Origin of the sequence: Candidatus Thiothrix phosphatis (assembly GCF_035668035.1) — a bacterium.
GTDB classification, from domain to species: domain Bacteria; phylum Pseudomonadota; class Gammaproteobacteria; order Thiotrichales; family Thiotrichaceae; genus Thiothrix; species Thiothrix phosphatis.
The window spans coordinates 60,283-82,536 of the sequence record NZ_JAYMYJ010000012.1 but is presented as its reverse complement, the minus strand read 5'-3'; the positions used below and the strand labels follow the sequence as shown (position 1 = coordinate 82,536).

General features: G+C 54.8%; 22 protein-coding genes. 14 read left to right on the top strand and 8 right to left on the bottom strand.

Translation table 11 applies throughout. The annotated features are described in order from the left end of the window. Positions 1-33: 33 nt before the first annotated feature. From VSS37_RS01420 to VSS37_RS01410, 3 genes are all read left to right on the top strand, one after another. Positions 34-738, top strand: a complete 705-nt coding sequence (locus tag VSS37_RS01420; RefSeq protein WP_324692818.1) for a Crp/Fnr family transcriptional regulator — start codon at positions 34-36, stop codon at positions 736-738. 1 nt (position 739) lies between these two features. After that, positions 740-1,468, top strand: coding sequence for an arginyltransferase (locus VSS37_RS01415; protein ID WP_324692817.1), 729 nt, complete (start codon positions 740-742; stop codon positions 1,466-1,468). Positions 1,469-1,569: 101 nt separating this feature from the next. Beyond that, on the top strand, positions 1,570-1,926 hold the full coding sequence (locus VSS37_RS01410) for a hypothetical protein (protein ID WP_324692816.1): 357 nt from the start codon (positions 1,570-1,572) through the stop codon (positions 1,924-1,926). 63 nt (positions 1,927-1,989) lie between these two features. On the opposite strand, the gene purH is transcribed toward VSS37_RS01410, so the two are convergent. The 3 genes from purH to VSS37_RS01395 form a co-directional block, all read right to left on the bottom strand. Continuing rightward, positions 1,990-3,570, bottom strand: a complete 1,581-nt coding sequence (gene purH, locus VSS37_RS01405; RefSeq protein WP_324692815.1) for a bifunctional phosphoribosylaminoimidazolecarboxamide formyltransferase/IMP cyclohydrolase — start codon at positions 3,568-3,570, stop codon at positions 1,990-1,992. 86 nt (positions 3,571-3,656) lie between these two features. After that, complete coding sequence (locus VSS37_RS01400; RefSeq protein ID WP_324692814.1) at positions 3,657-3,968, bottom strand: CcdB family protein; 312 nt, start codon at positions 3,966-3,968, stop codon at positions 3,657-3,659. Next, entirely contained in the window at positions 3,968-4,216 is a 249-nt protein-coding gene (locus VSS37_RS01395; protein ID WP_324692813.1) for a type II toxin-antitoxin system CcdA family antitoxin, read from the bottom strand. The genes VSS37_RS01400 and VSS37_RS01395 overlap by 1 nt, the downstream gene beginning before the upstream one ends. Positions 4,217-4,500: 284 nt before the next feature. On the opposite strand from VSS37_RS01395, the gene VSS37_RS01390 reads away from it, so the two are divergent. Next, a complete protein-coding gene (locus VSS37_RS01390) occupies positions 4,501-5,529 on the top strand; it encodes an IS630 family transposase (RefSeq protein ID WP_324692812.1) in 1,029 nt (342 codons plus the stop codon). An 82-nt stretch (positions 5,530-5,611) separates the two neighbouring features. Here VSS37_RS01390 and VSS37_RS01385 read toward each other — a convergent pair whose 3' ends face one another. The 4 genes from VSS37_RS01385 to VSS37_RS01370 all read right to left on the bottom strand — a co-directional run bounded on the left by VSS37_RS01385 (position 5,612) and on the right by VSS37_RS01370 (position 10,955). Continuing rightward, positions 5,612-6,535: a hypothetical protein gene (locus tag VSS37_RS01385; protein ID WP_324692811.1), complete on the bottom strand. Its 924-nt coding sequence runs from the start codon at positions 6,533-6,535 to the stop codon at positions 5,612-5,614. Positions 6,536-6,651: 116 nt separating this feature from the next. Beyond that, a complete protein-coding gene (locus VSS37_RS01380) occupies positions 6,652-7,947 on the bottom strand; it encodes a hypothetical protein (RefSeq protein ID WP_324692810.1) in 1,296 nt (431 codons plus the stop codon). A gap of 39 nt (positions 7,948-7,986) precedes the next feature. Continuing rightward, positions 7,987-8,886, bottom strand: a complete 900-nt coding sequence (locus VSS37_RS01375; RefSeq protein ID WP_324692809.1) for a hypothetical protein — start codon at positions 8,884-8,886, stop codon at positions 7,987-7,989. Positions 8,887-9,236: 350 nt separating this feature from the next. Continuing rightward, on the bottom strand, positions 9,237-10,955 hold the full coding sequence (locus tag VSS37_RS01370; RefSeq protein WP_324692808.1) for a proline--tRNA ligase: 1,719 nt from the start codon (positions 10,953-10,955) through the stop codon (positions 9,237-9,239). A 260-nt stretch (positions 10,956-11,215) separates the two neighbouring features. Between VSS37_RS01370 and VSS37_RS01365 the strand changes: the two genes are divergently transcribed. From VSS37_RS01365 to VSS37_RS01330, 8 genes are all read left to right on the top strand, one after another. Further along, entirely contained in the window at positions 11,216-12,817 is a 1,602-nt protein-coding gene (locus VSS37_RS01365; RefSeq protein WP_324692807.1) for a cytochrome ubiquinol oxidase subunit I, read from the top strand. 10 nt (positions 12,818-12,827) lie between these two features. After that, positions 12,828-13,970 (top strand): cytochrome d ubiquinol oxidase subunit II, encoded by a 1,143-nt coding sequence (gene cydB, locus VSS37_RS01360; RefSeq protein WP_324692806.1) that lies wholly within the window; start codon positions 12,828-12,830, stop codon positions 13,968-13,970. Positions 13,971-13,982: 12 nt separating this feature from the next. After that, a complete protein-coding gene (cydX, locus tag VSS37_RS01355) occupies positions 13,983-14,084 on the top strand; it encodes a cytochrome bd-I oxidase subunit CydX (RefSeq protein ID WP_324692805.1) in 102 nt (33 codons plus the stop codon). Positions 14,085-14,149: 65 nt separating this feature from the next. Continuing rightward, positions 14,150-15,928 (top strand): thiol reductant ABC exporter subunit CydD, encoded by a 1,779-nt coding sequence (gene cydD, locus VSS37_RS01350; RefSeq protein ID WP_324692804.1) that lies wholly within the window; start codon positions 14,150-14,152, stop codon positions 15,926-15,928. Next, positions 15,925-17,571 (top strand): thiol reductant ABC exporter subunit CydC, encoded by a 1,647-nt coding sequence (gene cydC / locus VSS37_RS01345; protein ID WP_324692803.1) that lies wholly within the window; start codon positions 15,925-15,927, stop codon positions 17,569-17,571. The genes cydD and cydC overlap by 4 nt, the downstream gene beginning before the upstream one ends. 34 nt (positions 17,572-17,605) lie before the next feature. Then, positions 17,606-18,466 (top strand): D-hexose-6-phosphate mutarotase, encoded by an 861-nt coding sequence (locus tag VSS37_RS01340; protein WP_324692802.1) that lies wholly within the window; start codon positions 17,606-17,608, stop codon positions 18,464-18,466. Between the two features lie 94 nt (positions 18,467-18,560). Further along, a complete protein-coding gene (locus VSS37_RS01335; RefSeq protein ID WP_324692801.1) occupies positions 18,561-18,938 on the top strand; it encodes an SUF system Fe-S cluster assembly protein in 378 nt (125 codons plus the stop codon). A 9-nt stretch (positions 18,939-18,947) separates the two neighbouring features. After that, positions 18,948-19,361, top strand: a complete 414-nt coding sequence (locus VSS37_RS01330) for a SufE family protein (protein ID WP_324692800.1) — start codon at positions 18,948-18,950, stop codon at positions 19,359-19,361. 27 nt (positions 19,362-19,388) lie between these two features. Here VSS37_RS01330 and VSS37_RS01325 read toward each other — a convergent pair whose 3' ends face one another. After that, positions 19,389-19,580, bottom strand: a complete 192-nt coding sequence (locus tag VSS37_RS01325; protein WP_324692799.1) for a hypothetical protein — start codon at positions 19,578-19,580, stop codon at positions 19,389-19,391. A gap of 140 nt (positions 19,581-19,720) precedes the next feature. Here VSS37_RS01325 and kefF point away from each other — a divergent pair, with 140 nt between their 5' ends. Together kefF and VSS37_RS01315 are read left to right on the top strand one after the other, a co-directional pair. Next, positions 19,721-20,317, top strand: coding sequence for a glutathione-regulated potassium-efflux system oxidoreductase KefF (gene kefF, locus VSS37_RS01320; protein WP_324692798.1), 597 nt, complete (start codon positions 19,721-19,723; stop codon positions 20,315-20,317). Further along, a complete protein-coding gene (locus VSS37_RS01315; RefSeq protein WP_324692797.1) occupies positions 20,314-22,176 on the top strand; it encodes a monovalent cation:proton antiporter-2 (CPA2) family protein in 1,863 nt (620 codons plus the stop codon). Before kefF ends, VSS37_RS01315 begins: the two co-directional genes overlap by 4 nt. Positions 22,177-22,254: the final 78 nt, after the last annotated feature.

The following is a 22,254-nucleotide window of genomic DNA, read 5'->3' as shown; positions in this document are numbered from 1 at the left end:
CGTCTGCTGGTGGAAGCAAGCGAAGGAGAGGGTATGTCAAACATCAAAGGCAGGGGACACTGCCAGACCTGTCAAATCAGGCATTTGAGCATTTTTGCCCAATTGCCGGTTAACAGGTTGGCAGAGATACAAGGGTTCCAGCCTTCTGTCGTCACCTATGCGGTTGATGAAACCGTTTACCACCAAGGCGATGTTTCCGCCACGGCTTTCACCCTGCGCAAGGGGCTGGTCAAATTGATTAAAACTCTGCCAAACGGACGCACCCAGATCGTGCGTGTGTTGCGTACCGGTGACCTGTTCGGTTTCGATGGGTTTGCTGGCGAATCCTATAACCACACCGCCATCCCCCTGAGTGACATTGAGGTTTGCCGCCTGCCTCTCGGTGAACTGATGGAGCTGAAAAAGCAGAACCCCGAAATTGAAAACACCATGATGCGCCGCTGGATCCAGCATTTGCGTGAAGCTGAAGACATGATGCTGGAATTGGGGGCGAAAAAGGCCGCCGAACGTTTGGCCTCCTTCCTGATCCGCTGGTGTGAGAACAGCAATGGTGGCTGGTCACCCTTGCCCCTGTCACGCGGGGAGATTGGCGAATTGCTAGGCCTTACCATCGAAACCGTCAGCCGTTTCCTATCGGACTGGAAACGTCAGGGCTTCATCAATGAACAACGCGGCAGTATCCAGATTGAGGATATTGCAGGGTTGCGCAAGGCGGCTTGTTCCAGCGGGAGTTGCTGACATGAACAGGATGTCGGCCGAAGCCAGTTTGAACCTGTATATTACCGCCATTCATCCTTGCCCTTATTTGCCTGGGCGGCAGGCCATGAATTTGCTGGTTGACCCCTGTTACCGCATGACCGCCGAACTGTATGCGCGTTTGCTGGAAAGCGGTTTTCGCCGCAGCGGTGCGGATGTCTACCGGCCACACTGCAAGGGATGCAGCTCCTGTGTCTCCAGCCGTATTCCGGTGAATGAATTTGTTCCAGACCGCTCCCAACGGCGTAACCTGAAACGCAACAGTGATTTGCGCGTAGTCGTCAATCGCAATGGTTTCAAGCCTGAGTATGACGAACTGTACCGGCAATATATCAGCCGCCGTCATTTTGGCGGTGGTATGGATATGGACAGCACCGCCACCTTCGCCAGTTTCCTGCTGACACATTGGTGCACCACTGTGCTGGTGGAATTCTATGAAGGCGACAGTTTGTTGGCGGTGGCGGCGGTGGATGAGTTGAAAAACTGCCTGTCATCCGTCTACACGTTTTTTGCGCCGGAGGCAGGCGAAAAGCGCGGGCTGGGAACCTACGCGATCCTCTGGCAAATCGAGCAAGCGCGCAGACGCGGGCTGCCTTATGTCTACCCCGGCTATTGGATTGCCGAGTCATCCAAGATGCGCTACAAGACCCGTTTTCAACCGATAGAAGGATTGGTGAATGGCAACTGGGTTGCTCTTGCAACCAATCTGTAAGCAGTTGCTAATATTTGTTCAGCAATAGTTAATCCCATATATGTAATATAAAACTATTCTATGATAGATTATTGCTGTTGGTGGGCCGCAGGAATACAACCATGATTAAAACATTTACCCTGAATGCCATTGACCATGAGCAGGAAACCCCTGAAAGTGGTTCAATTACCTGGTATGTAGTCGATGAGCACAACCGCAAACGTGCAGTCAAAGCGGTGACGGAATTGAGTCGGCAAGGTTTCATCAAAACAGTCAAGCCGTTCAACGACCGCGAAATGCCGTTAGTGGAGTTGCTTTCCTACTACGTGGAAGGCGAAAGTTTCAGAATCGATTTTTCCATGTTCAACGAAACCTTCGGTTATACGCCGCGGGAAATTTTTCCGGCAACCCAAAAAGGGGAGCAGGCAAGCAACCGGCTGAAAGATAATATCCGTCAGCTTTTCCAGGTTCATTTCTAAATTCCTGAAAAACCGGTGTGTGAAAAAAGGGCTTGAGTTATCAAGCCCTTTTTTAGTTTTGGCTCAGTGGCGGAAGTGGCGCATGCCAGTAAAAATCATCGCCATGCCGTGTTCATTGGCAGCGGTGATTGTTTCTTCGTCGCGCATGGAGCCGCCCGGCTGGATGACCGCCTTGACGCCCGCTGCCGCCGCATTGTCGATGCCGTCGCGGAACGGGAAGAAGGCGTCGGACGCCATGACGGAGCCGGGCACCTGCAACCCGGCATGTTCCGCTTTGATGGCGGCGATGCGTGCCGAATTCACCCGGCTCATCTGGCCAGCGCCCACGCCAATGGTCATATTGTCTTTCACGTAGACGATGGCGTTGGATTTGACAAATTTGGCGACTTTCCAGGCAAACAACAGGTCGCCGTATTCTTCAATGGTAGGCTCGCGTTCGGTGACGACTTTCAGCTCATCATATAGCTGTGCATCGTTGTGTTGCAGCAGCAGGCCGCCGGTCACCCGTTTGAAATCCATCTGCCCGATATGGCCGGAGAGTTTTCCGCATTCCAACAGGCGCACGTTTTTCTTGGCGCTGACAACGCTGGCGGCGTCGCTGGAAATGCTCGGGGCGATGATGACTTCCACAAACTGACGTTCAACAATGGCGCGGGCGGTTGCGCCGTCCAGTTCGCAGTTGAAAGCGATGATACCGCCGAAGGCTGATTCCGGGTCGGTGGAATAGGCGCGGTCGTAAGCTGTCAGGATGTCGGCAGCGACCGCCACACCGCACGGATTGGCGTGTTTGACAATGACGCAGGCGGGCAGGTCAAACTGGCGCACACATTCCAACGCCGCATCAGTATCGGCGATATTGTTGTAGGACAATTCCTTGCCCTGAATCTGGCGGGCGGTGGCAATGGTGCCAGCCGGGGCGTTGCTTTCCACATAAAAAGCGCCGCCCTGATGGCTGTTTTCGCCGTAACGGCAATCCTGTTTTTTCTTCACTTGCAGGTTGAAGGTGCGCGGGAAATCAGCAGGCTGCTCATGGCTGCCGCTTTCCACCCGTGCGCCAAAGTAATTGGCGATCATCCCATCGTAACGGGCTGTGTGCTCAAACGCCTTGATGGCGAGGTCGAAGCGGGCCGCGGGGCTGATGCAGTTGCCGTTGGCTTCCATCTCGGACTGGATGCGGGCGTAATCAGCCGGTTCGACCACCACCGTCACATGGGCATGGTTTTTGGCGCTGGCGCGCACCATTGCAGGGCCGCCGATGTCGATGTTTTCCACAGCGTCTTCAAAGGTGCAGTCGGGTTTGGACACGGTGGCTTCGAATGGATACAGGTTGACCACGATCAGGTCGATGCGGCCAATGCCGTGTTCCGCCATGACGGCGTCATCCGTGCCGCGCCGCCCGAGAATGCCGCCGTGGATTTTCGGGTGCAGGGTTTTGACGCGCCCGTCCATCATTTCCGGAAAGCCGGTATGCTCGGAAACTTCGGTCACGGGTACGCCGTTGTCCGCCAGCAGTTTCGCCGTGCCTCCGGTGGAGAGGATATGCACGCCTTGTGCTTGCAGGAAGCGGGCAAACTCAAGGACGCCGGATTTGTCGGAAACGCTCAATAGTGCGCGGGTTACTGGCAGATTGGATGCAGTGGTCATCGTGTGGAATCCTGGGGACGAAAACGCTGTATTTTATGTGCTGGTGGGATGTGCTGCAATCTTGGGGAATCTTGCAACCGTTGTGATCAAATGCCGGAAAACAGCATATCCAGTGCCGCCATGATGTCGTGCCGGTGCCCAGCAACGGAGCAAACGTATTCCCCTAATGATCGGGTATGAATGCCAGCAAGTTCTGGCGTCGACATCATGACAGTGACACCCTCGATTTGAAAGTTTGGGGTCAATCGCTGGGCAACGGCTAACTGGCTACATTCTTCCAACGGAACAACTACCCGGGTTTTCAGCATGTCGAGCAGGTCAGTCTGTACGTCCAGCAAATATGGAATGCTGGAGTTGGTGGCGGGGTTGGTGTTGCGGTAAACGTCAAACTGCGCCATCAGAAGTTTCTCAGGCCATCGCTGAAGACGCCGCGTTCCTCGATGCGCTGATTGTAGGCTTCCAGCGCGGCGCGGTTTTGCTCCAGCCATTCGGTGCGCTTTTTCTGGATGAGGGTTTCAATCAGGGCTTGTTCCAGCAGTCTGGAAAGGTTCACTTTGTACTTGCGGGCTTCTTCCTGCAAGTTGCTATTGATGCTGAGGTTCAAGGCGCGCTTGGGAGCGTTGGTGTCGTAGATCAGGGTTTGCATGGCAAGTCCTCGATATATCGTATGCGTCTATTGTATGCGCATTGGAATGGCGCATCAATCCGTACTAATGCTCAGATCGGATTCAGTACGGTTTATGGTGGAGGAGGATTCCGAATATCTTTTGTACAAGCACTTACAACCGACATAGTGCAATAGGGATGTCTGGTTTTGCAAGAAATTGAATGGTTAAGCGGTAGTGGGGTGGTAAAAACTGGGCGTCACATATACCGTCGGCAATTGAAAATTCGGTAAAATTAAACGCCTAGCCCCCTGGAAGAACACTGATGCTGGATTACCTGCTCACCACGCCTGAATTGGAAACCCTCCGCCAAGCCCACCGGAAAATGAAGGACAAGCGCAAGGCCGACCGTCTCAAGGCGGTTTATCTGCTGGGCAGCGGCTGGAGTGCCGCCAAGGTGGCAGAAGCGCTGCTGGTGGATGAAGACACCGTGCGCAACTGGTTCCACCTTTACGGAACCGGCGGTCAGGCCAAATTGCTGCATTGGGGCGTCGGTGGCAGTGCGGCCTGCCTGGACGCAGAGGAACTGCGGGAACTGAAACAGCACCTGACGGAAACCTTGTATGGGACTTGCCAAGCGGTGAAAACCCATATCCAGCAACGGTTCAAGGTGGATTATGCCACCCGCAGCGTATCGGCCCTGTTGGGGCGGCTGGGCTTTTCCCACAAGAAACCCAAGGCCGTGCCGGGCAAGGCGGATGCCGCCGCGCAGGGACGGTTCATCACGCATTGGCAAGAACTCAAGGCCGGATTGGGGGCAGAGGACGATGTGTATTTCATGGACGCCACCCACCCCCAACACACCACCCAGGCGGGTTATGGCTGGATACTGAAAGGCCAGGATTACTGCCTGCCCCCGAACACCGGGCGGCAGCGCCTGAACCTGAATGGTGCTTTGTCATTCAAGCACTTGCGCCCATTGGTGCTGGTGGAGGAAACGGTCAACGCCGAAGCCGCCATCCGCTTGCTGGAGGCTTTGGAGGCCAACCAACCCTGCGGGATCATCCATGTGGTTGCCGACAATGCACGCTATTACCGCTCCCGCTTGGTGCAGGCATATCTGGACAAGCCAGGATGCCGCATCCGCATACATTTCCTGCCGCCTTACTCGCCCAACCTCAACCTGATTGAACGCCTGTGGGGATTCTTCAAGCGGAAAGTCATTTACGGCATTTACTATGAAACCTTCGCAGAATTCAAACACGCTGCACTGGATTTCTTCAACACCATTGGGCGGCATCATGACGCATTGACCACCTTGCTCGCTGACAACTTCAGGGTGGCTAAAATATGAAAAACCGAATTTTCAATTGCCAACGGTATACAAGACGCCCATAGCTTACTGAGGGGTAGTCTTAATATCGCTGGGATTTTGGTTAGAAAATCCTGATGTGCATCCTTCCTTCGCTAAAGGGGAGGGCAACGATATATATTGAAATGTTTTCTTCTTTGGACGTTTTACCATAAGCGTGCAGCAAATTGTTGACACCAGGAGTGCTTTCTACTGACAGGATGTAGAATTCTCCTTCGCACGTATCTTCAAGTTTCACTGTGTTACCCACGAATTCAAGAAAGCGGGGGGTGGGGCAGTCTCCAGAAGGAAGATCTTCGGGCAATCTCATTGACGCCAGTGATTCGGGAGAGATGCTAGTATAGGCGGCATAGGTTTGGTCATTCTGCAATGACATCATATCTGGACTGATAGCAAATGATTTTTGACCTGATTGATAATTAATAATCAAATCTCCATTATTCACATTCCAAGTGAATGGTTTTTTTGAGTATTGATATTTAACGGATTTCTCCAGTTCGTATCCATTGTAACCTTCTTGAATTACAAAGATTTTATTGCCGTCACTGCTAATAAATGCCTTGCCATAAACCTGGGGAGGAAGAGAGGGATCAACTATTGTTTGTATCGTGGAGGGCGGCTGTTCATAGGGTGTGTAGGAGGTTGGCTCCATAGTATCAGGCGTGGAAGTTGTTGTTGGCGTCGTGGAGGGCGGCTGTTCATAGGGTGTGTAGGAGGTTGGCTCCATAGTATCAGGCGTGGAAGTTGTTGTTGGCGTCGTGGAGGGCGGCTGTTCATAGGGTGTGTAGGAGGTTGGCTCCATAGTATCAGGCGTGGAAGTTGTTGTTGGCGTCGTGGAGGGCGGCTGTTCATAGGGTGTGTAGGAGGTTGGCTCCATAGTATCAGGATCCTCTGTAGACGACTGCTGAACCGTAGATTTTGAACCGTCACTGCAAGCGCTTAAAAAGCTGATGGAGCAGATAAATAGAATATATTGAATGGTCTTCATGGGTTACATCTTTAATAAAAAACATATTAACCGAATTTTAGCAGCTGATGTGGAAATCGTGGCTGCTTGTTATGAGACTGCCCCTGCCGGATGGGGCAGTCTCATAGAGGGGAGCATTACTTGACATGAATACCAATGTAGGCACTGTTGTTGGTTTCTAACAATTCAGTAAAACTATTGTTAGGGTCAACAATTGCACCAATGTAATATTTCTGGCCAGAAACCAGAGTGGATGGCAATGTCACGCTTTCATAAACCAAGTCAGGAGCGTCCCGAGAAATAGTTCTATTCACGGTTTTCAAGAGGGTGTCTGCTGTCGTGATGACATTATCTGTAGATAGATAGTAATAGACAGGAGCTTGGACATTCCATAGGCCATTGTTTTCAATTATAAACTGAGGACGGATAGTTTGACCTTTGCTAACCTTGAAAAATTGATCCTTTTCGTATTCATTAAACTTGCAGGCCGAGTTATCGGTTTTTACGCAATCAGTAATGAGATTATTGGATGTATCATAGATGCGGGTGCGAGTATGCCTGCTGTAATTCTCCTCTCCACTGGGTGCTCCAGATGTTTGATTCCAACGATACCAATGTGAAATACCCAAATCTTGCTTGGCAGTGTATGGAGTCGTGCCATAGATGGAAACTAAGCCGCTAGCTGCATCTTCTCCAACGTAGGGGATGGTGGTTGATCCATTTATACCTACGTGTGTGAAATCAGTTCCCATGATATTGTAAATATCCTGCTCATGACCAAGTCCGAGGTAATGGAGCGTTTCATGAATGGCCGTTGGTTTGAATGGGCGGGATGCCCCTTCATAGGCAAGGGAGCTACTCGCTGAGTCTGAATATGTCCAAGACATTGGCATACGGTTGCCATTGGCATCCACCGAGTAGGGTGTTGTGTTAAATATTACATCCTTGTCAACTAATACACAATTGACATAGCTTGTAGTGGTGTGGGCGTTATCCATTGTGGGATCATTCGAGAAATAGAATTCATTCAGGAAGTTGCCAGTCATGGAGGGAATGCGACGGGATGTGTCAACAGTGCCATCTGGCTTTCTGTAAATATAGTATTCCATACTCCAAAAACGGGAAATGCCAGCATCAAATGCAGGCGCTACTGCGTCTGATGCTCCCGTGCCGAAAATGACACCGCGGAAAGAGATATTTGCGGGTACTCTGTTTACTGCTGACAATGCTTGTGTTAGTGCAGTAAATTGAGAAGAACCTGAAGGAATTGTTGCACCAAAGTAAACATCAGGATTTCTGTTTGTTTCCATGGCGGGAATATTGGTTGAACCATCATAAGTACAGGTACTCACTGTAAAGGCAAATGCCTGCTGAGGCAGCACAAATGTAGAAAGAACCATTGCCGCAAGCAGACGTAGGTAGTTGTTAATCATGACGATAAATCCTTGAGTATATTTGCTAAATTATTTGACTTAATTGCCGGTAGTCCCATCAACTTCAAGTTGAGGAATTGCCATTTGATTAATTTCTTCCTGAGCCTTCTGTTCATTCAGGATGGCTTGCTCAGTAGGAGATATGGCTTCAAAACTCTGCTGGGCTGCTTGGGCATCAGGCTGATTGGCGGTAGGTACTATTACGCCCATTGTTTGCAACGTGTTCCGACTAAGAATTTTTTGACCTTTGTTAGCACTGACTACTTTTTTGGGATTTTTGGGACGATGCTTGGCAACCAGTCCATTCAGACTTTCAGAAGTAATGCGTTGCCCATATTTTTTGACATTTGCTCCGGCAGGTCTTTCGGAATATTTTAAAGAAAAAGTCATATTCCCGGCTTTATGGGTATCTACCGTCTGGGAAGGAATACGATCTCCTGTCTCCAATGTGTCGGTGGTCTGGTTGCTAGTCTCAAGCAACTCATGTCCGCTATCGTCTTGGTATATACCTTGGATAACACGAATCCGTCCGTTGGTACAGCCAACCAGTGGACAACCACTATCGCCATTGCCTTTCACAAAAAGCATATCTTCGTCGCCCACATCAAATGTAGGTTGTTCTGAAGACATGCTGTAGAGAGTGTGCGTAGCATCCATAAAGCCGCCATTAAATCGGAGGGTAATGGTTGGGTCGGTATAGCTGCCAGAAATGACTTTATCGACTTGGTAGGTTACAAATGTGAATGGGTCGCCTGCCTCCGATGTTTTGTAATCAATGGAGGTAACTTTTCCTTGAAATACAAGATCAGCCGTTTGGGTCATCTGTGCAATATCTTTGCTGTCACTGTCACTGTCACTGTCGGCAGCGGCGAACAAGGGGATGCTAACAAGAAAAAAAGTTATGGTTGATATTGCAATCAACTTAGGTAGTTTTTTCATCTAGAAACCTCGTGAGTTGTAATGTTAGATAAGGAAACTATAGTTTACATTCAATTTTATTAATGTCAATTATTAATGTCAATTATAATTTATTATCCATGCTCAAGGTTAAAACCACCGGCTTTAGCCGGTCAGCTTTAGCTCAAGTCGCTCTTTTAAGGAAGTTAAGATGTTGCAGTGGTATTTTCGTGAGCGACTCTTAAAAGCGCGGGGAGCGTATCGGGTGGACTTTCAGTCCTCTGCGACCCGCGCTGAACCCTTCAGCTTTAGCTGATGGTCGTTTAGTGACGCTAGGCGAAGAGCAGCGCACGCTCTTCGCCTTATGAAAGTTGTTACAAGGTTTAACCGTGTTAGCCTTTCAGCTTCCCCTGAATAAAGCCAATAATGTCAGCTGTCGGCACTTTCGCCGCTTCACCACCGCTGCGCGCCTTGTGTTCAATTTCACCAGCCTGCAAGCCGCGCTCAGAAATGATGACCCGGTGCGGAATCCCCAGCAGCTCATGGTCGGCGAACATCACGCCCGGACGCAAGGCACGGTCATCCAGCAGCACATCCACGCCAGCAGCTTGCAGTTGCGCGTACAATTCTTCGGCCTTGGCGGCGACTTCCGGCGATTTCTGCATATTCAGTGGGGCGATCACTACGGTGAAAGGTGCAATGGCGTCAGGCCAGCGGATGCCGTATTCATCGTTATTTTGCTCAATAGCGGCGGCGACCACCCGGGAAACGCCGATGCCGTAGCAGCCCATGGTCATCACCTGCGCGCGTCCACTTTCATCCAACACGGTGGCGTTCATGGCTTCGGAATATTTTTTCCCCAACTGGAAAATGTGGCCGACTTCAACGCCGCGCACGATGGAGAGCACGCCACAACCATCCGGGCTGAGGTCGCCATCCAGCACATTGCGCAGGTCGGCGACCTGGGGCAGGGCGGCGTCGCGCTCCCAGTTGATGCCGAAATAGTGTTTGCCGTCGATGTTCGCGCCAGCGCTGAAATCAGCCATATTGGCGACAGTGCGGTCAGCAATGCACGGAATCGGCAGGTTGACCGGGCCAAGCGAACCGGGGCCAGCGCCGATCAGTGCGCGGATTTCGTCTTCGCGGGCGAAGCACAGCGGGGAGGCGACTTCCGGCAATTTTTCCGCCTTGACGGCGTTCAGGGTATGGTCGCCGCGTACCAGCAACGCCACGAAGTCGGCGTCAGTTGCATCGGAGGCCGCCACGATCAGCGTTTTGACAGTTTTTTCAATCGGCAGGCCGAATTGTCCGACCAGTTCCTCGATGGTTTTGGCATTGGGGGTGTCGACTTCGCGCATGGCTTCGGTTGGCGCGGCGCGTTCGGCCAGCAGGGAAACGGCTTCCGCCAGCTCGACATTGGCGGCGTAGCTGCTGCCGCTGGCGAAGGCGATGGCGTCTTCCCCCGATTCCGCTAGCACATGGAATTCGTGCGAGGCATTGCCGCCGATGGAGCCGGTGTCAGCCTGCACTGGCCGGAAATCCAGCCCGAGCCGTTCAAAAATGCGCGAGTAGGCGGCATACATGGCGTCGTAGGTTTCCTGCAAGGATTCCTGGCTCAGGTGGAAGGAATAGGCGTCCTTCATCAGGAATTCACGCGCGCGCATCACGCCAAACCGTGGGCGCACTTCGTCACGGAACTTGGTCTGGATCTGATAGAAATTGATCGGCAGCTGCTTGTAGCTGCTCAGTTCCTTGCGGGCGTAGTCGGTGATGATTTCCTCGTGGGTCGGGCCGTAACAGAATTCACGGGCATTCCGATCCTTGATGCGCAACAGTTCCGCGCCGTATTTTTCCCAGCGGCCCGATTCCCGCCACAGTTCCGCCGGTTGCACCGACGGCATCAGCACCTCGATGGCGCCCGCGTTGTTCATTTCTTCGCGCACGATGGCTTCGACCTTGCGCAGCACGCGCAGGCCATAGGGCATCCAGGTATACAGGCCGGAAGCGAGGCGGCGGATCATGCCTGCCCGCAGCATCAGTTTGTGGCTGACAATTTCGGCGTCAGCAGGGGTTTCACGCAAGGTGGTGAGGGGGAATCGGGAAACTCGCATGGAGGTGTCTTTATCCGGTATGGGAAACCCGCAATTATAGGATTCGACGCCGGTTTTCGGAACCCCTGTGGCAGCAGGTTTAGGCTAAGTGGCTGGTATGCAGCAAAAATTCTTGCGCAGATTGACCGTTATCAATGCTGTTGCAGTGCAATCCATAGTAGTTTAGTCAACTATGTCGCAATCCAAGGGTTGGAGGGCCATAAAACAGGTTGCGGCAAAGCGTTCCATCAATACATCAGGTTCATTGCTGAGGAGGTAACATGATAACTGATGAAGTCGTCGAGCTGTCGCGGCTACAATTCGCCATAACTGCCCTTTACCATTTCCTGTTTGTCCCGCTGACGCTGGGAATGACGTTCATGCTCGCCATTATGGAGTCTGTGTACGTCATGACTGGCAAACAGATTTACAAGGATATGGTGAAATTCTGGGGCAAGCTGTTTGGCATCAACTTCGCGCTGGGCGTCACTACCGGCTTGACCATGGAGTTCCAGTTTGGGACGAACTGGGCCTACTATTCCCACTATGTCGGTGACGTGTTCGGTGCACCGCTCGCCATTGAAGGCTTGATGGCTTTCTTCCTCGAATCGACTTTCGTCGGTCTGTTTTTCTTCGGTTGGGATCGTCTGAGCAAAGTGCAGCATTTGAGTGTGACTTGGTTGATGGCGTTGGGAACCAACCTGTCCGCGCTGTGGATACTGATTGCCAATGGCTGGATGCAAAATCCGGTGGGGGCAGAATTCAGCTACGAAACCATGCGCATGGAAATGGTGGATTTCGGTGCGGTGCTGTTCAACCCGGTGGCGCAGGTCAAGTTTGTGCATACAGTGGCGGCGGGCTATGTGACCGGCGCAATGTTTGTGCTGTCGATCAGCGCCTGGTATTTGCTGAAAGGGCGTGACATTGGTTTTGCCAAGCGTTCATTTGCGATTGCGGCTGGTTTCGGCATGGCCTCGATCCTCTCCGTGATCCTGCTGGGTGACGAAAGCGGTTACGAAGCGGGCGATGTGCAAAAGATGAAGCTGGCGGCGATTGAGGCGGAGTGGCATACCGAGCCTGCCCCAGCCGGTTTCAACCTGGGTGCCTGGCCGAACCAGGAAAAGGGTGAAAACGAGTTCGCCATCAAAGTCCCTTACGCGCTGGGCTTGATTGCCACCCGCTCCCTGAGCGAGGAAGTCAAGGGCATCAACGATCTGGTGGCGGATAACGAACACCGCATCCGTAACGGGATGTTGGCTTACGACCTGTTCCTGAAAATGCGCCAAGGCACGGCTTCGGATGTGGACAAAGAAAGTTTTGACCGGATCAAGAATGACCTGGGTTACGGCCTGCTGCTGAAGCGTTATACGCCGAATGTGGTGGATGCGACTGAGGGGCAAATCAAGCTGGCAGCGAAAGATACCGTACCGCATGTAGCACCGTTGTTCTGGGTGTTCCGCATCATGGTGGCGGCTGGGTTTGCGATGTTGCTGGTGTTTGCGTTGTCGTTCTACCACACCGCCAAGCGCACGGCTTTCCAGAAAAGATGGTTGCTGCGGGTGGTGTTCTGGAGTTTGCCATTGCCGTGGATTGCGATTGAGTCTGGCTGGTTCGTGGCGGAATACGGGCGTCAGCCGTGGGCGATTGGTGAAGTGTTGCCGACTTTCCTGGGGACTTCGACCCTGACTGAATGGGACTTGATCGGTTCGATTGCCGGGTTTGTGTTCTTCTACACCATCCTGCTGATTGTCGAAATGTATCTGATGATCAAGTTTGCCAAGCAGGGGCCAAGCAGCCTGCATACCGGGCGTTACCATTTCGAGCAGAATGGTGGCGGTCACGCCGGTACGGTTTACGCTGACAAAATGAACGGCCGGATGTAAGGGGCAAACCATGATTTTTGATTATGAAACACTGAAAGTCATCTGGTGGGTACTGGTTGGCATCTTGTTCATCGGCTTTGCCTTGACCGATGGTTTTGACATGGGCGTGGGTGCATTGCTGCGCGTGGTCGGAAAAACCGACGAGGAACGCCGGGTTGCCATCAACACGATTGCGCCGCATTGGGACGGCAATCAGGTGTGGTTGATTTTGGCGGCAGGGGCAATTTTTGCCGCATGGCCGATTACCTTTGGCGCGTCGTTTTCGACCTTCTACTGGGCGTTGGTGTTGACGTTGTTCTCGCTGTTTTTCCGCCCGGTCGGGTTTGACTACCGTTCCAAAATTGCTGACTCGCGTTGGCGCAATACCTGGGACTGGGGCCTGGTGGCTGCGGGCATTATTCCGCCGCTGGTGATCGGGGTGGCGTTTGGCAATCTGTTGCTGGGTGTGCCGTTCGAGTTTGATGAATTCCTGCGCATCAAAACCCATGGCTCATTGTTTGCCCTGTTCCACCCGTTTGCTGTGCTGGCGGGTCTGGTCAGCCTGCTGATGTTTATGATGCAGGGGGCGACCTACCTGATGATGCGTACTGACGAAGCAGTTTATCAACGTTCGCGCAAAGCAGCGCAACTGACTGCCATGGGAGTCCTGATCACCTTTGGTCTGGCCGGTATCTGGCTGTGGGCAGGGATTGATGGTTTTGCCATTACCCAGGAGCCTTCACACCAGTCGCTGCCTAATCCGGTGGCGAAAACGGTGGTGCCGATGGCGGGTGCGTGGCTGGCGAATTATGGTCATCATCCGCTGGCGATTGCCGCGCCTTTGGCAGGCTTCCTGGGTGCATTCGGGGTGCTGCTGCTGGCTGGCAAGAATCGCCCGGTGCTGAGTTTCCTGCACAGCTCCCTGAGCGTGATCGGGGTTATCATGACGGCTGGGGTTTCCTTGTTCCCGTTCGTGATGCCTTCCAGCCTGAACCCGAGCCATAGTTTGACGATCTGGGATTCTTCTTCCAGCCATCTGACACTGGCGATTATGTTCTGGGCGGCGCTGATTTTTGTGCCGATCATCCTGATCTACACCATCTGGTGCTACAAGCAGCTGTGGGGCAAGATCACGGTCAAGTTTATCCGTGACAACGATCACGCCGTTTACTAAGGAGGTACGATTATGTGGTATTTCGCCTGGATTCTCGGCGTATTGCTGGCTTGTGCGTTCGGCATCATCAACGTGATGTGGTTGGAACTCAACGGGCTGGATGCGGATGAGTAAGGGGTAACACCTGCTGTCAAAAGGGAGGGCAATGCTCTCCCTTTTCATCTGTAAGCGATAAACCCATGACAACACCCGCCCAACCCAAGCCCCAGCAACCAGCCCCTGCCATTACCGCTGCCCTGACAGGCTGGAAAACCCATGCCGGTTTCTGGCTGAAAGCGGCGGTCACCATTGGCCTGAGTGCAGGCTTACTGCTGATTATGCAGGCGTGGTTAATGGCAAGCACTGTCAACGCAGTGGTGTTCCAACAAGCCACACTGGCAGATGTCATGCCGTGGCTGTGGGGGATGCTGGCAATTTTCCTGCTGCGTGCCGGGTTGGCGTGGGCATCAGAACAAGCGGCTTTCCACGCCGCCGTGCAAGTGAAACTCGCCATCCGCGAGCAACTTTACCAGCGGGTACAGCAACTGGGGCCTGCGTGGTTGACGGGTGAACGCTCTGGCGACCTTATCAACACCCTCAGCGACGGGGTGGAGGCCCTCGAAGCCTATTACGCCCGTTACATCCCCGCCATGTCCTTGGTCGCGCTCGTGCCGTTAGCGATGCTGGTGGTGGTGGTGGCGGGCAATGACTGGTTATCCGCCGTGGTGATGGTCGTGACCGCACCTTTGATTCCGGTATTTATGATCCTGATCGGCAAAGGCACGGAAAAGCGCAACCAGCAGCAATGGCGGCAACTCGCCCGCATGAGTGCGCATTTCCTCGATGTGATTCAGGGTTTGACCACCTTGAAACTGTTCAATGCCAGCCGCCGCGAAGCACAGGTGGTGGCGCAAATTGCTGACCAGTACCGTGAAAGCACCCTATCGGTGTTGCGGGTGGCGTTCCTGTCCTCGTTCGCGCTGGAATTCCTTGCCACAGTCAGCATCGCGCTGATTGCGGTGTTCATCGGTTTTCGCCTGTTTTGGGGGGAAATGCTGTTTTTCCACGGCTTTTTCGTGCTGCTGCTTGCCCCGGAGTTCTACCTGCCGCTGCGTAATATGGGGACGCAATACCATGCACGGATGGCGGCAATCGGCGCGGCGGAGCGGATGGTTGAGGTGTTGAATCCCCCTTCTTCTCTCTTGCCCCCTTCCCCCCTTGCGGGGGAAGGGTTAGGGATGGGGGGGATGTTCGGAGTGAAATTTTTAAACGTCGCCTTCACCTACCCCGACCACCGCCCCGCCCTCACCAACCTGACCCTTGACATCCCCGCAGGCAAAACCCTCGCCATCGTTGGCGCAAGCGGCTCTGGCAAAACCACGCTTATCCACCTGCTGATGGGCTTCCTGCAACCGCAAAGCGGGCAAATCCTTGTCGGTGATACGCCGCTGGCGGAGATCGCACCGGACACATGGCGCAAGCAACTGGCATGGTTGCCGCAAAAACCGCAATTGTTCCCTGGCACGATTGCCGACAATATCCGCCTTGGCAATCCGCAAGCTACGCTGGAGCAAATGCAAGCCGCCGCGCAACAAGCCTACGCCGATGAATTCATCGTCAAGCTGCCGCAAGGCTACGGCACGGTGGTGGGTGAGGCGGGGCAAGGGCTTTCCGGTGGGCAAATCCAACGGCTTGCACTGGCACGGGCATTCCTCAAGGATGCGCCCTTGGTGATCCTCGACGAAGCCACCGCCAATCTGGATCAGGACAGCGAAACCCTCGTCCACGCCGGGGTACGGCAACTGGCAAGCGGGCGCACGTTGGTGATGGTTGCCCACCGTTTGCGCACAGTGCAGGATGCGGATTGCATCGCTGTGCTGGCTAACGGGCAAGTGGTGGCGACGGGCACACACGCCGAATTGCAAACCCATTCAGCACATTACCGCCAAATGCTGCACGCTTACGGGGGTGAAGCATGAATGACTTGCTGCGTTTGCTGCGCCTGTTCAAACCGTACTGGCAATGGATGGCGTTGGGGATTTTCCTTGCCTTCATTACCTTGTTGGCGAATGTGGGGCTGATGGCGGTGTCGGGTTGGTTCATCACTGCGATGGCGATGGCGGGCGTTGCCGGGGTGACGATGAACTATTTCACCCCGTCCGCCCTTATCCGGCTGGCAGCGATTGTGCGCACAGCGGGGCGTTATGGGGAACGCTTGGTGACGCATGAGGCGACGTTCCGCATCCTGGCGGAATTGCGGGTGTGGTTTTACCAGCACATTGAACCGCTTGCGCCTGCGGTGCTGGAAAATTACCGCAGTGGCGACGTGTTGAGCCGTATCCGTGCGGACATCGACACGCTGAACAATATGTACCTGCGCTTGCTGGTTCCGGTAGCGGTGGCGGTGTTGGCAACGCTGGTGTTTGTGGTGGCACTGCTGTTCTACCACCCGCTGTTGGCGTTGGTGGAATTGGACTTGCTGCTGGTGGCGGGGGGGCTGATCCCGTGGCTAATGAACCGCTGGGGGCATGATACCGGCAAACAGATGGTGGAAACGTCGGCACAGTTGCGCGCTGCGTTGGTCAACGACTTGCAGGGGATGGGGGAATTGCTGGTGTATGGCGCGGCGGATGCCCATGCTGCCCACATCCGCCACCTGTCACGGGCATTGGCGGGACAACAGCAAACCTTGAGCCGTTTGAATGGTGTTGCCCAAGGCGCATTGGGTTTGTGTGCAAATCTTGCCATGTGGGCCATGTTGCTGTCGGCGATTCCGTTGGTGGCGGATAAAACCATCGCCCCACCGGACTTGACGATGCTGGCACTGTTCGCGCTGGCGAGTTTCGAGGCGGTGTTGCCGTTGCCATTGGCGTTCCAGTCCTTGGGGGAAACGCTGGCGGCAGCGCGACGTATTTTCGGGCTTGCCGATGAGTTGCCCGCCGTTGTCGAACCTGCCAACCCTGAAGCCGTGCCGCAGCGGCTGGATTTCAGCCTGCGAAATCTGGGCTTCCGCTACCACGCAGAGGCAACATCCGCCCTGCAACATCTGACGCTGGATTTCCCGCAAGGCCACAAACTCGCCGTTGTCGGCGCAACCGGCGCAGGCAAAAGCACCTTGACCAGCCTGTTGCTACGTTTCCGCGACCCGACGGAAGGGGAGCTGTTGTTGGCTGGTGTCCCGTTGGCCCGTTACAGCGGCGAAGCCTTGCGCGAGCGCATCGCCGTTGTGCCGCAGCAAACCCATCTGTTCAATGCCACCCTCCGCGACAACCTGTTGCTGGCAAAGCGTGATGCGACGGAAGCAGAGCTGGACGCGGTGTGCCGCACCGCACTGATCCATGATTTCATCAGCCAACAGCCGCAAGGGTATGCGACGTGGGTAGGCGAAACGGGTGTGCGCCTTTCCGGTGGGCAAGCCAAACGGGTGGTGATTGCGCGGGCATTGCTCAAACCGGCGTCCTTGCTGATCCTTGACGAACCCACTGAAGGGCTGGATGCGGAAGCCGCAGCACAGGTGATGGCAAATATCCTTGCGCATGTTGAAAGCACCGGGCAAAGCCTGCTGCTGATCACCCATCGGCGGCATGGATTGGAGGCAATGGATAACGTATTTACGTTATGATGCGCCTGCTATTAACAACGACAGGGTTCGCACCATGACGATTGCCCACACAACAGGCCACGGCGGCTTGCCGATGATCAACGTCAGCAACGGGCATGCGGATGCACTGATTTCGGTGTACGCCGGGCAAGTGTTGTCATTCAAGCCGAAAGGCACCACGGACGTTTTATTCGCCAGCAACGGGGCGTATTACCAGGAAGGCAAGGCGATCAAAGGCGGCATCCCCATTTGCTGGCCGTGGTTTGGCCCTGACCCGGAAGGCAAAGGCCGCCCCGCGCATGGCTTGGCGCGCACCCGCATGTGGAAGGTGCTGGCGACGGCGGAAACCGCTGAGGGCGCTACGCAAGTGCGGCTGGGGCTGGAATCCTCTGCCGAGACGCTGGCGATCTGGCCATACCGTTTCGGGCTGGAGCTGGCGATCACTGTCGGCACCACCCTGCAACTGGCTTTGGTGACCCGCAACGTTGGCTCGCAGGCGTTTTCCATCACGCAGGCGCTGCACACCTATTTTGCAGTGGGCGACATTGCCCAAACGCAAGTGCTGGGGCTGGAAGGCGCGCATTATATCGACAAGGCGGCGGGCGCAAATGGCGCTGTCCGGCAGCAGGATGGCGCAGTGACGGTCAGTGCGGAAGTGGATCGTGTTTATCTGGATGTTCCGCCCGCGCTGACGGTTGTGGATACAGCCGGACAGCGTCAAATCCGTATTGCCTCCAGCGGCAACAAAACGGCGGTGGTCTGGAACCCGTGGGCGAAAATCGCGGCGGAAATGGGCGACTTGCTGGATGATGATTACCTGCGGTTCATTTGCGTCGAAACGGCCAATGCGGGCGATGATGTGGTGGAAGTGGCACCCGGCGGCGAGTTCCGGCTGGTGGTGGAGTATGCCGTGTAATGTAATGGTGATTGCGTGCTTATTTGCAGTCCAGCGTTGCCCGCCACTATATTCCAACTGAACAACTCAACTATTATTGGCCGGAGTCCCATTGATGTTCAAGTTGCCATCTTTCCACAAGAGCAAGGGGGCGGAACCACTTGCCGATCCGCAACAGGCGGCGCGGCGTGAGTGGCTGAAAAACGCCGTCATTGATGCTGTCCGCCAAGTCTATGATCCGGAAATTCCGGTCAATATCTACGAGCTAGGCCTGATCTACGGGTTGGACGTGGATGACGGCAACAATGTCCACATCCGCATGACCCTGACCAGCCCCGGTTGCCCGGTTGCCGGAAGTTTGCCCGCCAGTGTCGAAGCGGCGGCCCGTTCCATTGTCCAGGTCAATGATGTTGAGGTGGATCTGGTGTGGGACCCTCCCTGGGACCCATCCCGCATGAGTGAAGACGCCCGCCTGCAATTGGACATGTTCTAGGGAATCCCCATGAGTGACATTGACGACATCGCCAGCGATTTCGAGTTGCTGGAAGATTGGGAACAGCGTTACCAATATCTGACCGAACTGGGTGAGGCGCTGGAGCCGATGCCTGATTCCGAAAAGACGGAAGGCAACCGGGTAAAGCCCTGCATGAGCCAGGTGTGGGTCAATGCGTTACCCGACCCGGATCATCCCGGCAAGGTCTTGTTTCATGGTGATTGCGACACCGCCATCATCAAGGGCGTGGTTGCCCTGCTGGTGAATCTGTTCAGTGGCAAAAGTGTCCAAGCCATTGTTGAGATGGATGTCGATGTGCTTTTCGACCGGATTCAACTGGCGGAAAACCTCAGCCCTACCCGCCATGTGGGCGTTTACGCCATCGTCGAACAGATGAAGGGACAAGCCGCCCGACTGGCGTGACGGCCTGTTCCGGAGGAGGGGGGAGGGTCATGCTGCTTTGCTGACACCCTCCATTCCTTGACGGGCTTCCTGCCAAATCTGCATGGCGAGGTGTGCTGCGTCAGGGTTGTTCCGGGTTTCCGGGCAGCTTTGCAGTTCCAGGATGAAATCGATGGGGTCGTCGTTTTCACTGACCAGTTTGTTGATAAGCTCAAGCTCAACGGTGTTTGGGGTAGTCATTTTGTATGTCTCCTTGACTGAATGTTGTCACCCGGTCATTGTTGTTTGCATTGCAGCATCATGCAATAAGCGCAGCCATGGCGTTGGCGCCATGACAGTTTGGGGTTTTCCCGCATCCAACCCATATATGCCTGAAGGTGATGATGAACCAGATCCTGATCCTGTTTGCCCATCCAGCCTTGGAAAAGTCACGGGTTCAGTACCGGCTGGCGAAGGCGGCCCGTGCTGTGAGTGGTGTGCACCTGCATGATTTATATGAACTTTACCCCGATTTTATGGTGAATGTGGCGCGTGAGCAGCAGTTGTTGCTGGAGCATGACATCATTGTTTTCCAACATCCGCTTTATTGGTACAGCTCACCCGCGTTGCTCAAGGAATGGCAGGATCTGGTGCTGGAGCATGGGTTTGCCTATGGGTATGAAGGCCAGTCGTTGCAAGGCAAGCGCTTGCTCAATGCCATCAGCGTCGGCGGCAGCCGGGAAACCTATTGCGCGGAAGGCAACAATCATTTCACCCTGCGGGAATTGCTGCGCCCATTCGAACAGACCGCCAACTTGTGCGGCATGACGTATCTGCCACCGTTTGCCGTCCACGGCACACATAATATGAGTGAGGCCGTGATTGATACGTATGCAGAACGCTACCAGCATGTATTGAAACGTTTGCAGCGGGAAATCCCACCGCTTGACCCTGCGCCCGCCTACCTGAACGATTGGGCGCAGGAGAGTGAGGGATGATGTTTTTACAGGAAGCCTTCATTTATCTCGCGGCTGGCGTTATCGCTGTGCCGATCGCCGCCCGCTTGGGGCTGGGGTCAGTGCTGGGCTACTTGATCGCTGGGGCGCTGATCGGCCCGTTCGCCCTCGAGCTGGTGACGGAAGCGGGCCATATCATGCATTTCGCCGAATTTGGCGTGGTCATGATGCTGTTCCTGATCGGGCTGGAGTTGCAGCCCAGCCTGTTGTGGCGGATGCGCAGCCCGATCCTGGGGTTGGGCGGCTTGCAGGTGGCGGCGACCACACTGGCGGTCACCGGCATTGGCGTGTTGCTGGGGCAGGATTGGCGGCAGGCGCTGGCGGTCGGGCTGATCCTGGCGCTGTCCTCCACCGCCATCGCCTTGCAGATTCTGGGCGAAAAAAACTTGCTTAAAACCGAGGCTGGCACATCCAGTTTCGCCGTGTTGCTGTTTCAGGATATTGCCGTCATCCCGATTTTCGCCATATTGCCGTTGCTGGCTGTCGTCCGCTCGGCACCGACGGCGGAAGCCGCGCAGGCGGGGAGCGTGATTACCCATTTGCCCGCTTGGGAGCAGACGGCGCTGCTGATGGCGGCGGTGGCGGCCATCATCCTGGCGGGGCGCTACCTGATGCGGCCGGTGTTCCGGTTCATTGCGGAAAGCCAGTTGCGGGAAATGTTTACCGCCATCGCCCTGCTGTTGGTGGTCGGCATCGCCTTGCTGATGCAAATGGTGGGGCTGTCGCAAGCGTTGGGGGCGTTTATTGCGGGGGTGGTGTTGGCCAACAACGAATACCGGCATGAACTGGAGGCGAACATTGACCCGTTCAAGGCGCTGCTGCTGGGGCTGTTTTTCATTTCGGTGGGCGCGGGGATCAATTTTGCCTTGTTGCAGAAGGAGTTCCTGCTGATTGGCGGCTTGGTGCTGGGGTTGGTGGTGGTCAAGTTCGCCATCCTGTGGGGGCTGGCAAAGCTGTTCGCCTTGCAAGGCGGCGGCCGCTACTGGTTTACGTTTGCGCTGGCGCAGGGTGGGGAATTCGGTTTCGTGCTGCTGTCGTTCAGCCTGCAAAACCATGTGCTGCCACAGGCGGTGGTGGATACCCTGATGGTGGCCATCGCCCTGTCGATGGCGCTGACGCCAGTGTTGGTCCTGTTGAATGAAAAATGGATACAGCCACGTTTTCAAGGCGCTGGCGATGCCGATGGCGGCAGTTTGGTGAATGATGGCCTGGGGGAGCAGGACTCCCCGGTCATCATCGTTGGCTTCGGGCGTTTTGGGCAAATTGTGGGGAGGCTGCTGATCGCCAACGGCACGCCGGTGACAGTTTTAGACCATAGTGCGCCCCATATCGAGCGGGTGCGCCGTTTCGGCTTCAAGATTTTTTACGGCGACGCCAGCCGGGAGGAACTGTTGCACACCGCCGGGGCGGGCAGGGCCAAACTGCTGGTGGTGGCAGTGGATGAGCGGGGCATGACAAACACCATCGTTGAAAACGCCAAGCGCCATTTTCCGCATTTGAAAATTTTTGCGCGCGCTTATGATGTGACCCATTACCACGAACTGCAAAAGCTGGGGGTGGATTATATCGAACGGGAGATGTTCCTGGGCTCGCTTAAGGTCGGCGAACAAACCCTGCAAGCGCTGGGGATGCGGGCCTACCAGGCGCGGCGGACAGCGCAACGGTTCGCTTTCCACGATCAGCAGACCATCGATTTGTTGGGCCAGCATGAGCTTGGCTCCCAAAAGTATGTGTCAGAAGCCCAACGGGCGCGGGAGGAAGTGCTGGAAATCCTACAGGCGGACAAGCGCAACCAGCGTGACAACAGCGACCATGCCTGGGACGCCACCGGGCATGAATGACCCTGCGTTTTGTACGGTGGGTTTGCTGCTTTCCCTGCGGTTAGGAGGGGTTGTTGCCGCTGGCGGAAGGGAGGGCTA

Bases quoted from the DNA above. Each gene is read 5' to 3' on its own strand.
- VSS37_RS01420 (WP_324692818.1), top strand. From the start codon at position 34: ATGTCAAACATCAAAGGCAGGGGACACTGCCAGACCTGTCAAATCAGG.
- VSS37_RS01415 (WP_324692817.1), top strand. From the start codon at position 740: ATGAACAGGATGTCGGCCGAAGCCAGTTTGAACCTGTATATTACCGCC.
- VSS37_RS01410 (WP_324692816.1), top strand. From the start codon at position 1,570: ATGATTAAAACATTTACCCTGAATGCCATTGACCATGAGCAGGAAACC.
- purH (WP_324692815.1), bottom strand. From the start codon at position 3,570: ATGACCACTGCATCCAATCTGCCAGTAACCCGCGCACTATTGAGCGTT.
- VSS37_RS01400 (WP_324692814.1), bottom strand. From the start codon at position 3,968: ATGGCGCAGTTTGACGTTTACCGCAACACCAACCCCGCCACCAACTCC.
- VSS37_RS01395 (WP_324692813.1), bottom strand. From the start codon at position 4,216: ATGCAAACCCTGATCTACGACACCAACGCTCCCAAGCGCGCCTTGAAC.
- VSS37_RS01390 (WP_324692812.1), top strand. From the start codon at position 4,501: ATGCTGGATTACCTGCTCACCACGCCTGAATTGGAAACCCTCCGCCAA.
- VSS37_RS01385 (WP_324692811.1), bottom strand. From the start codon at position 6,535: ATGAAGACCATTCAATATATTCTATTTATCTGCTCCATCAGCTTTTTA.
- VSS37_RS01380 (WP_324692810.1), bottom strand. From the start codon at position 7,947: ATGATTAACAACTACCTACGTCTGCTTGCGGCAATGGTTCTTTCTACA.
- VSS37_RS01375 (WP_324692809.1), bottom strand. From the start codon at position 8,886: ATGAAAAAACTACCTAAGTTGATTGCAATATCAACCATAACTTTTTTT.
- VSS37_RS01370 (WP_324692808.1), bottom strand. From the start codon at position 10,955: ATGCGAGTTTCCCGATTCCCCCTCACCACCTTGCGTGAAACCCCTGCT.
- VSS37_RS01365 (WP_324692807.1), top strand. From the start codon at position 11,216: ATGATAACTGATGAAGTCGTCGAGCTGTCGCGGCTACAATTCGCCATA.
- cydB (WP_324692806.1), top strand. From the start codon at position 12,828: ATGATTTTTGATTATGAAACACTGAAAGTCATCTGGTGGGTACTGGTT.
- cydX (WP_324692805.1), top strand. From the start codon at position 13,983: ATGTGGTATTTCGCCTGGATTCTCGGCGTATTGCTGGCTTGTGCGTTC.
- cydD (WP_324692804.1), top strand. From the start codon at position 14,150: ATGACAACACCCGCCCAACCCAAGCCCCAGCAACCAGCCCCTGCCATT.
- cydC (WP_324692803.1), top strand. From the start codon at position 15,925: ATGAATGACTTGCTGCGTTTGCTGCGCCTGTTCAAACCGTACTGGCAA.
- VSS37_RS01340 (WP_324692802.1), top strand. From the start codon at position 17,606: ATGACGATTGCCCACACAACAGGCCACGGCGGCTTGCCGATGATCAAC.
- VSS37_RS01335 (WP_324692801.1), top strand. From the start codon at position 18,561: ATGTTCAAGTTGCCATCTTTCCACAAGAGCAAGGGGGCGGAACCACTT.
- VSS37_RS01330 (WP_324692800.1), top strand. From the start codon at position 18,948: ATGAGTGACATTGACGACATCGCCAGCGATTTCGAGTTGCTGGAAGAT.
- VSS37_RS01325 (WP_324692799.1), bottom strand. From the start codon at position 19,580: ATGACTACCCCAAACACCGTTGAGCTTGAGCTTATCAACAAACTGGTC.
- kefF (WP_324692798.1), top strand. From the start codon at position 19,721: ATGATGAACCAGATCCTGATCCTGTTTGCCCATCCAGCCTTGGAAAAG.
- VSS37_RS01315 (WP_324692797.1), top strand. From the start codon at position 20,314: ATGATGTTTTTACAGGAAGCCTTCATTTATCTCGCGGCTGGCGTTATC.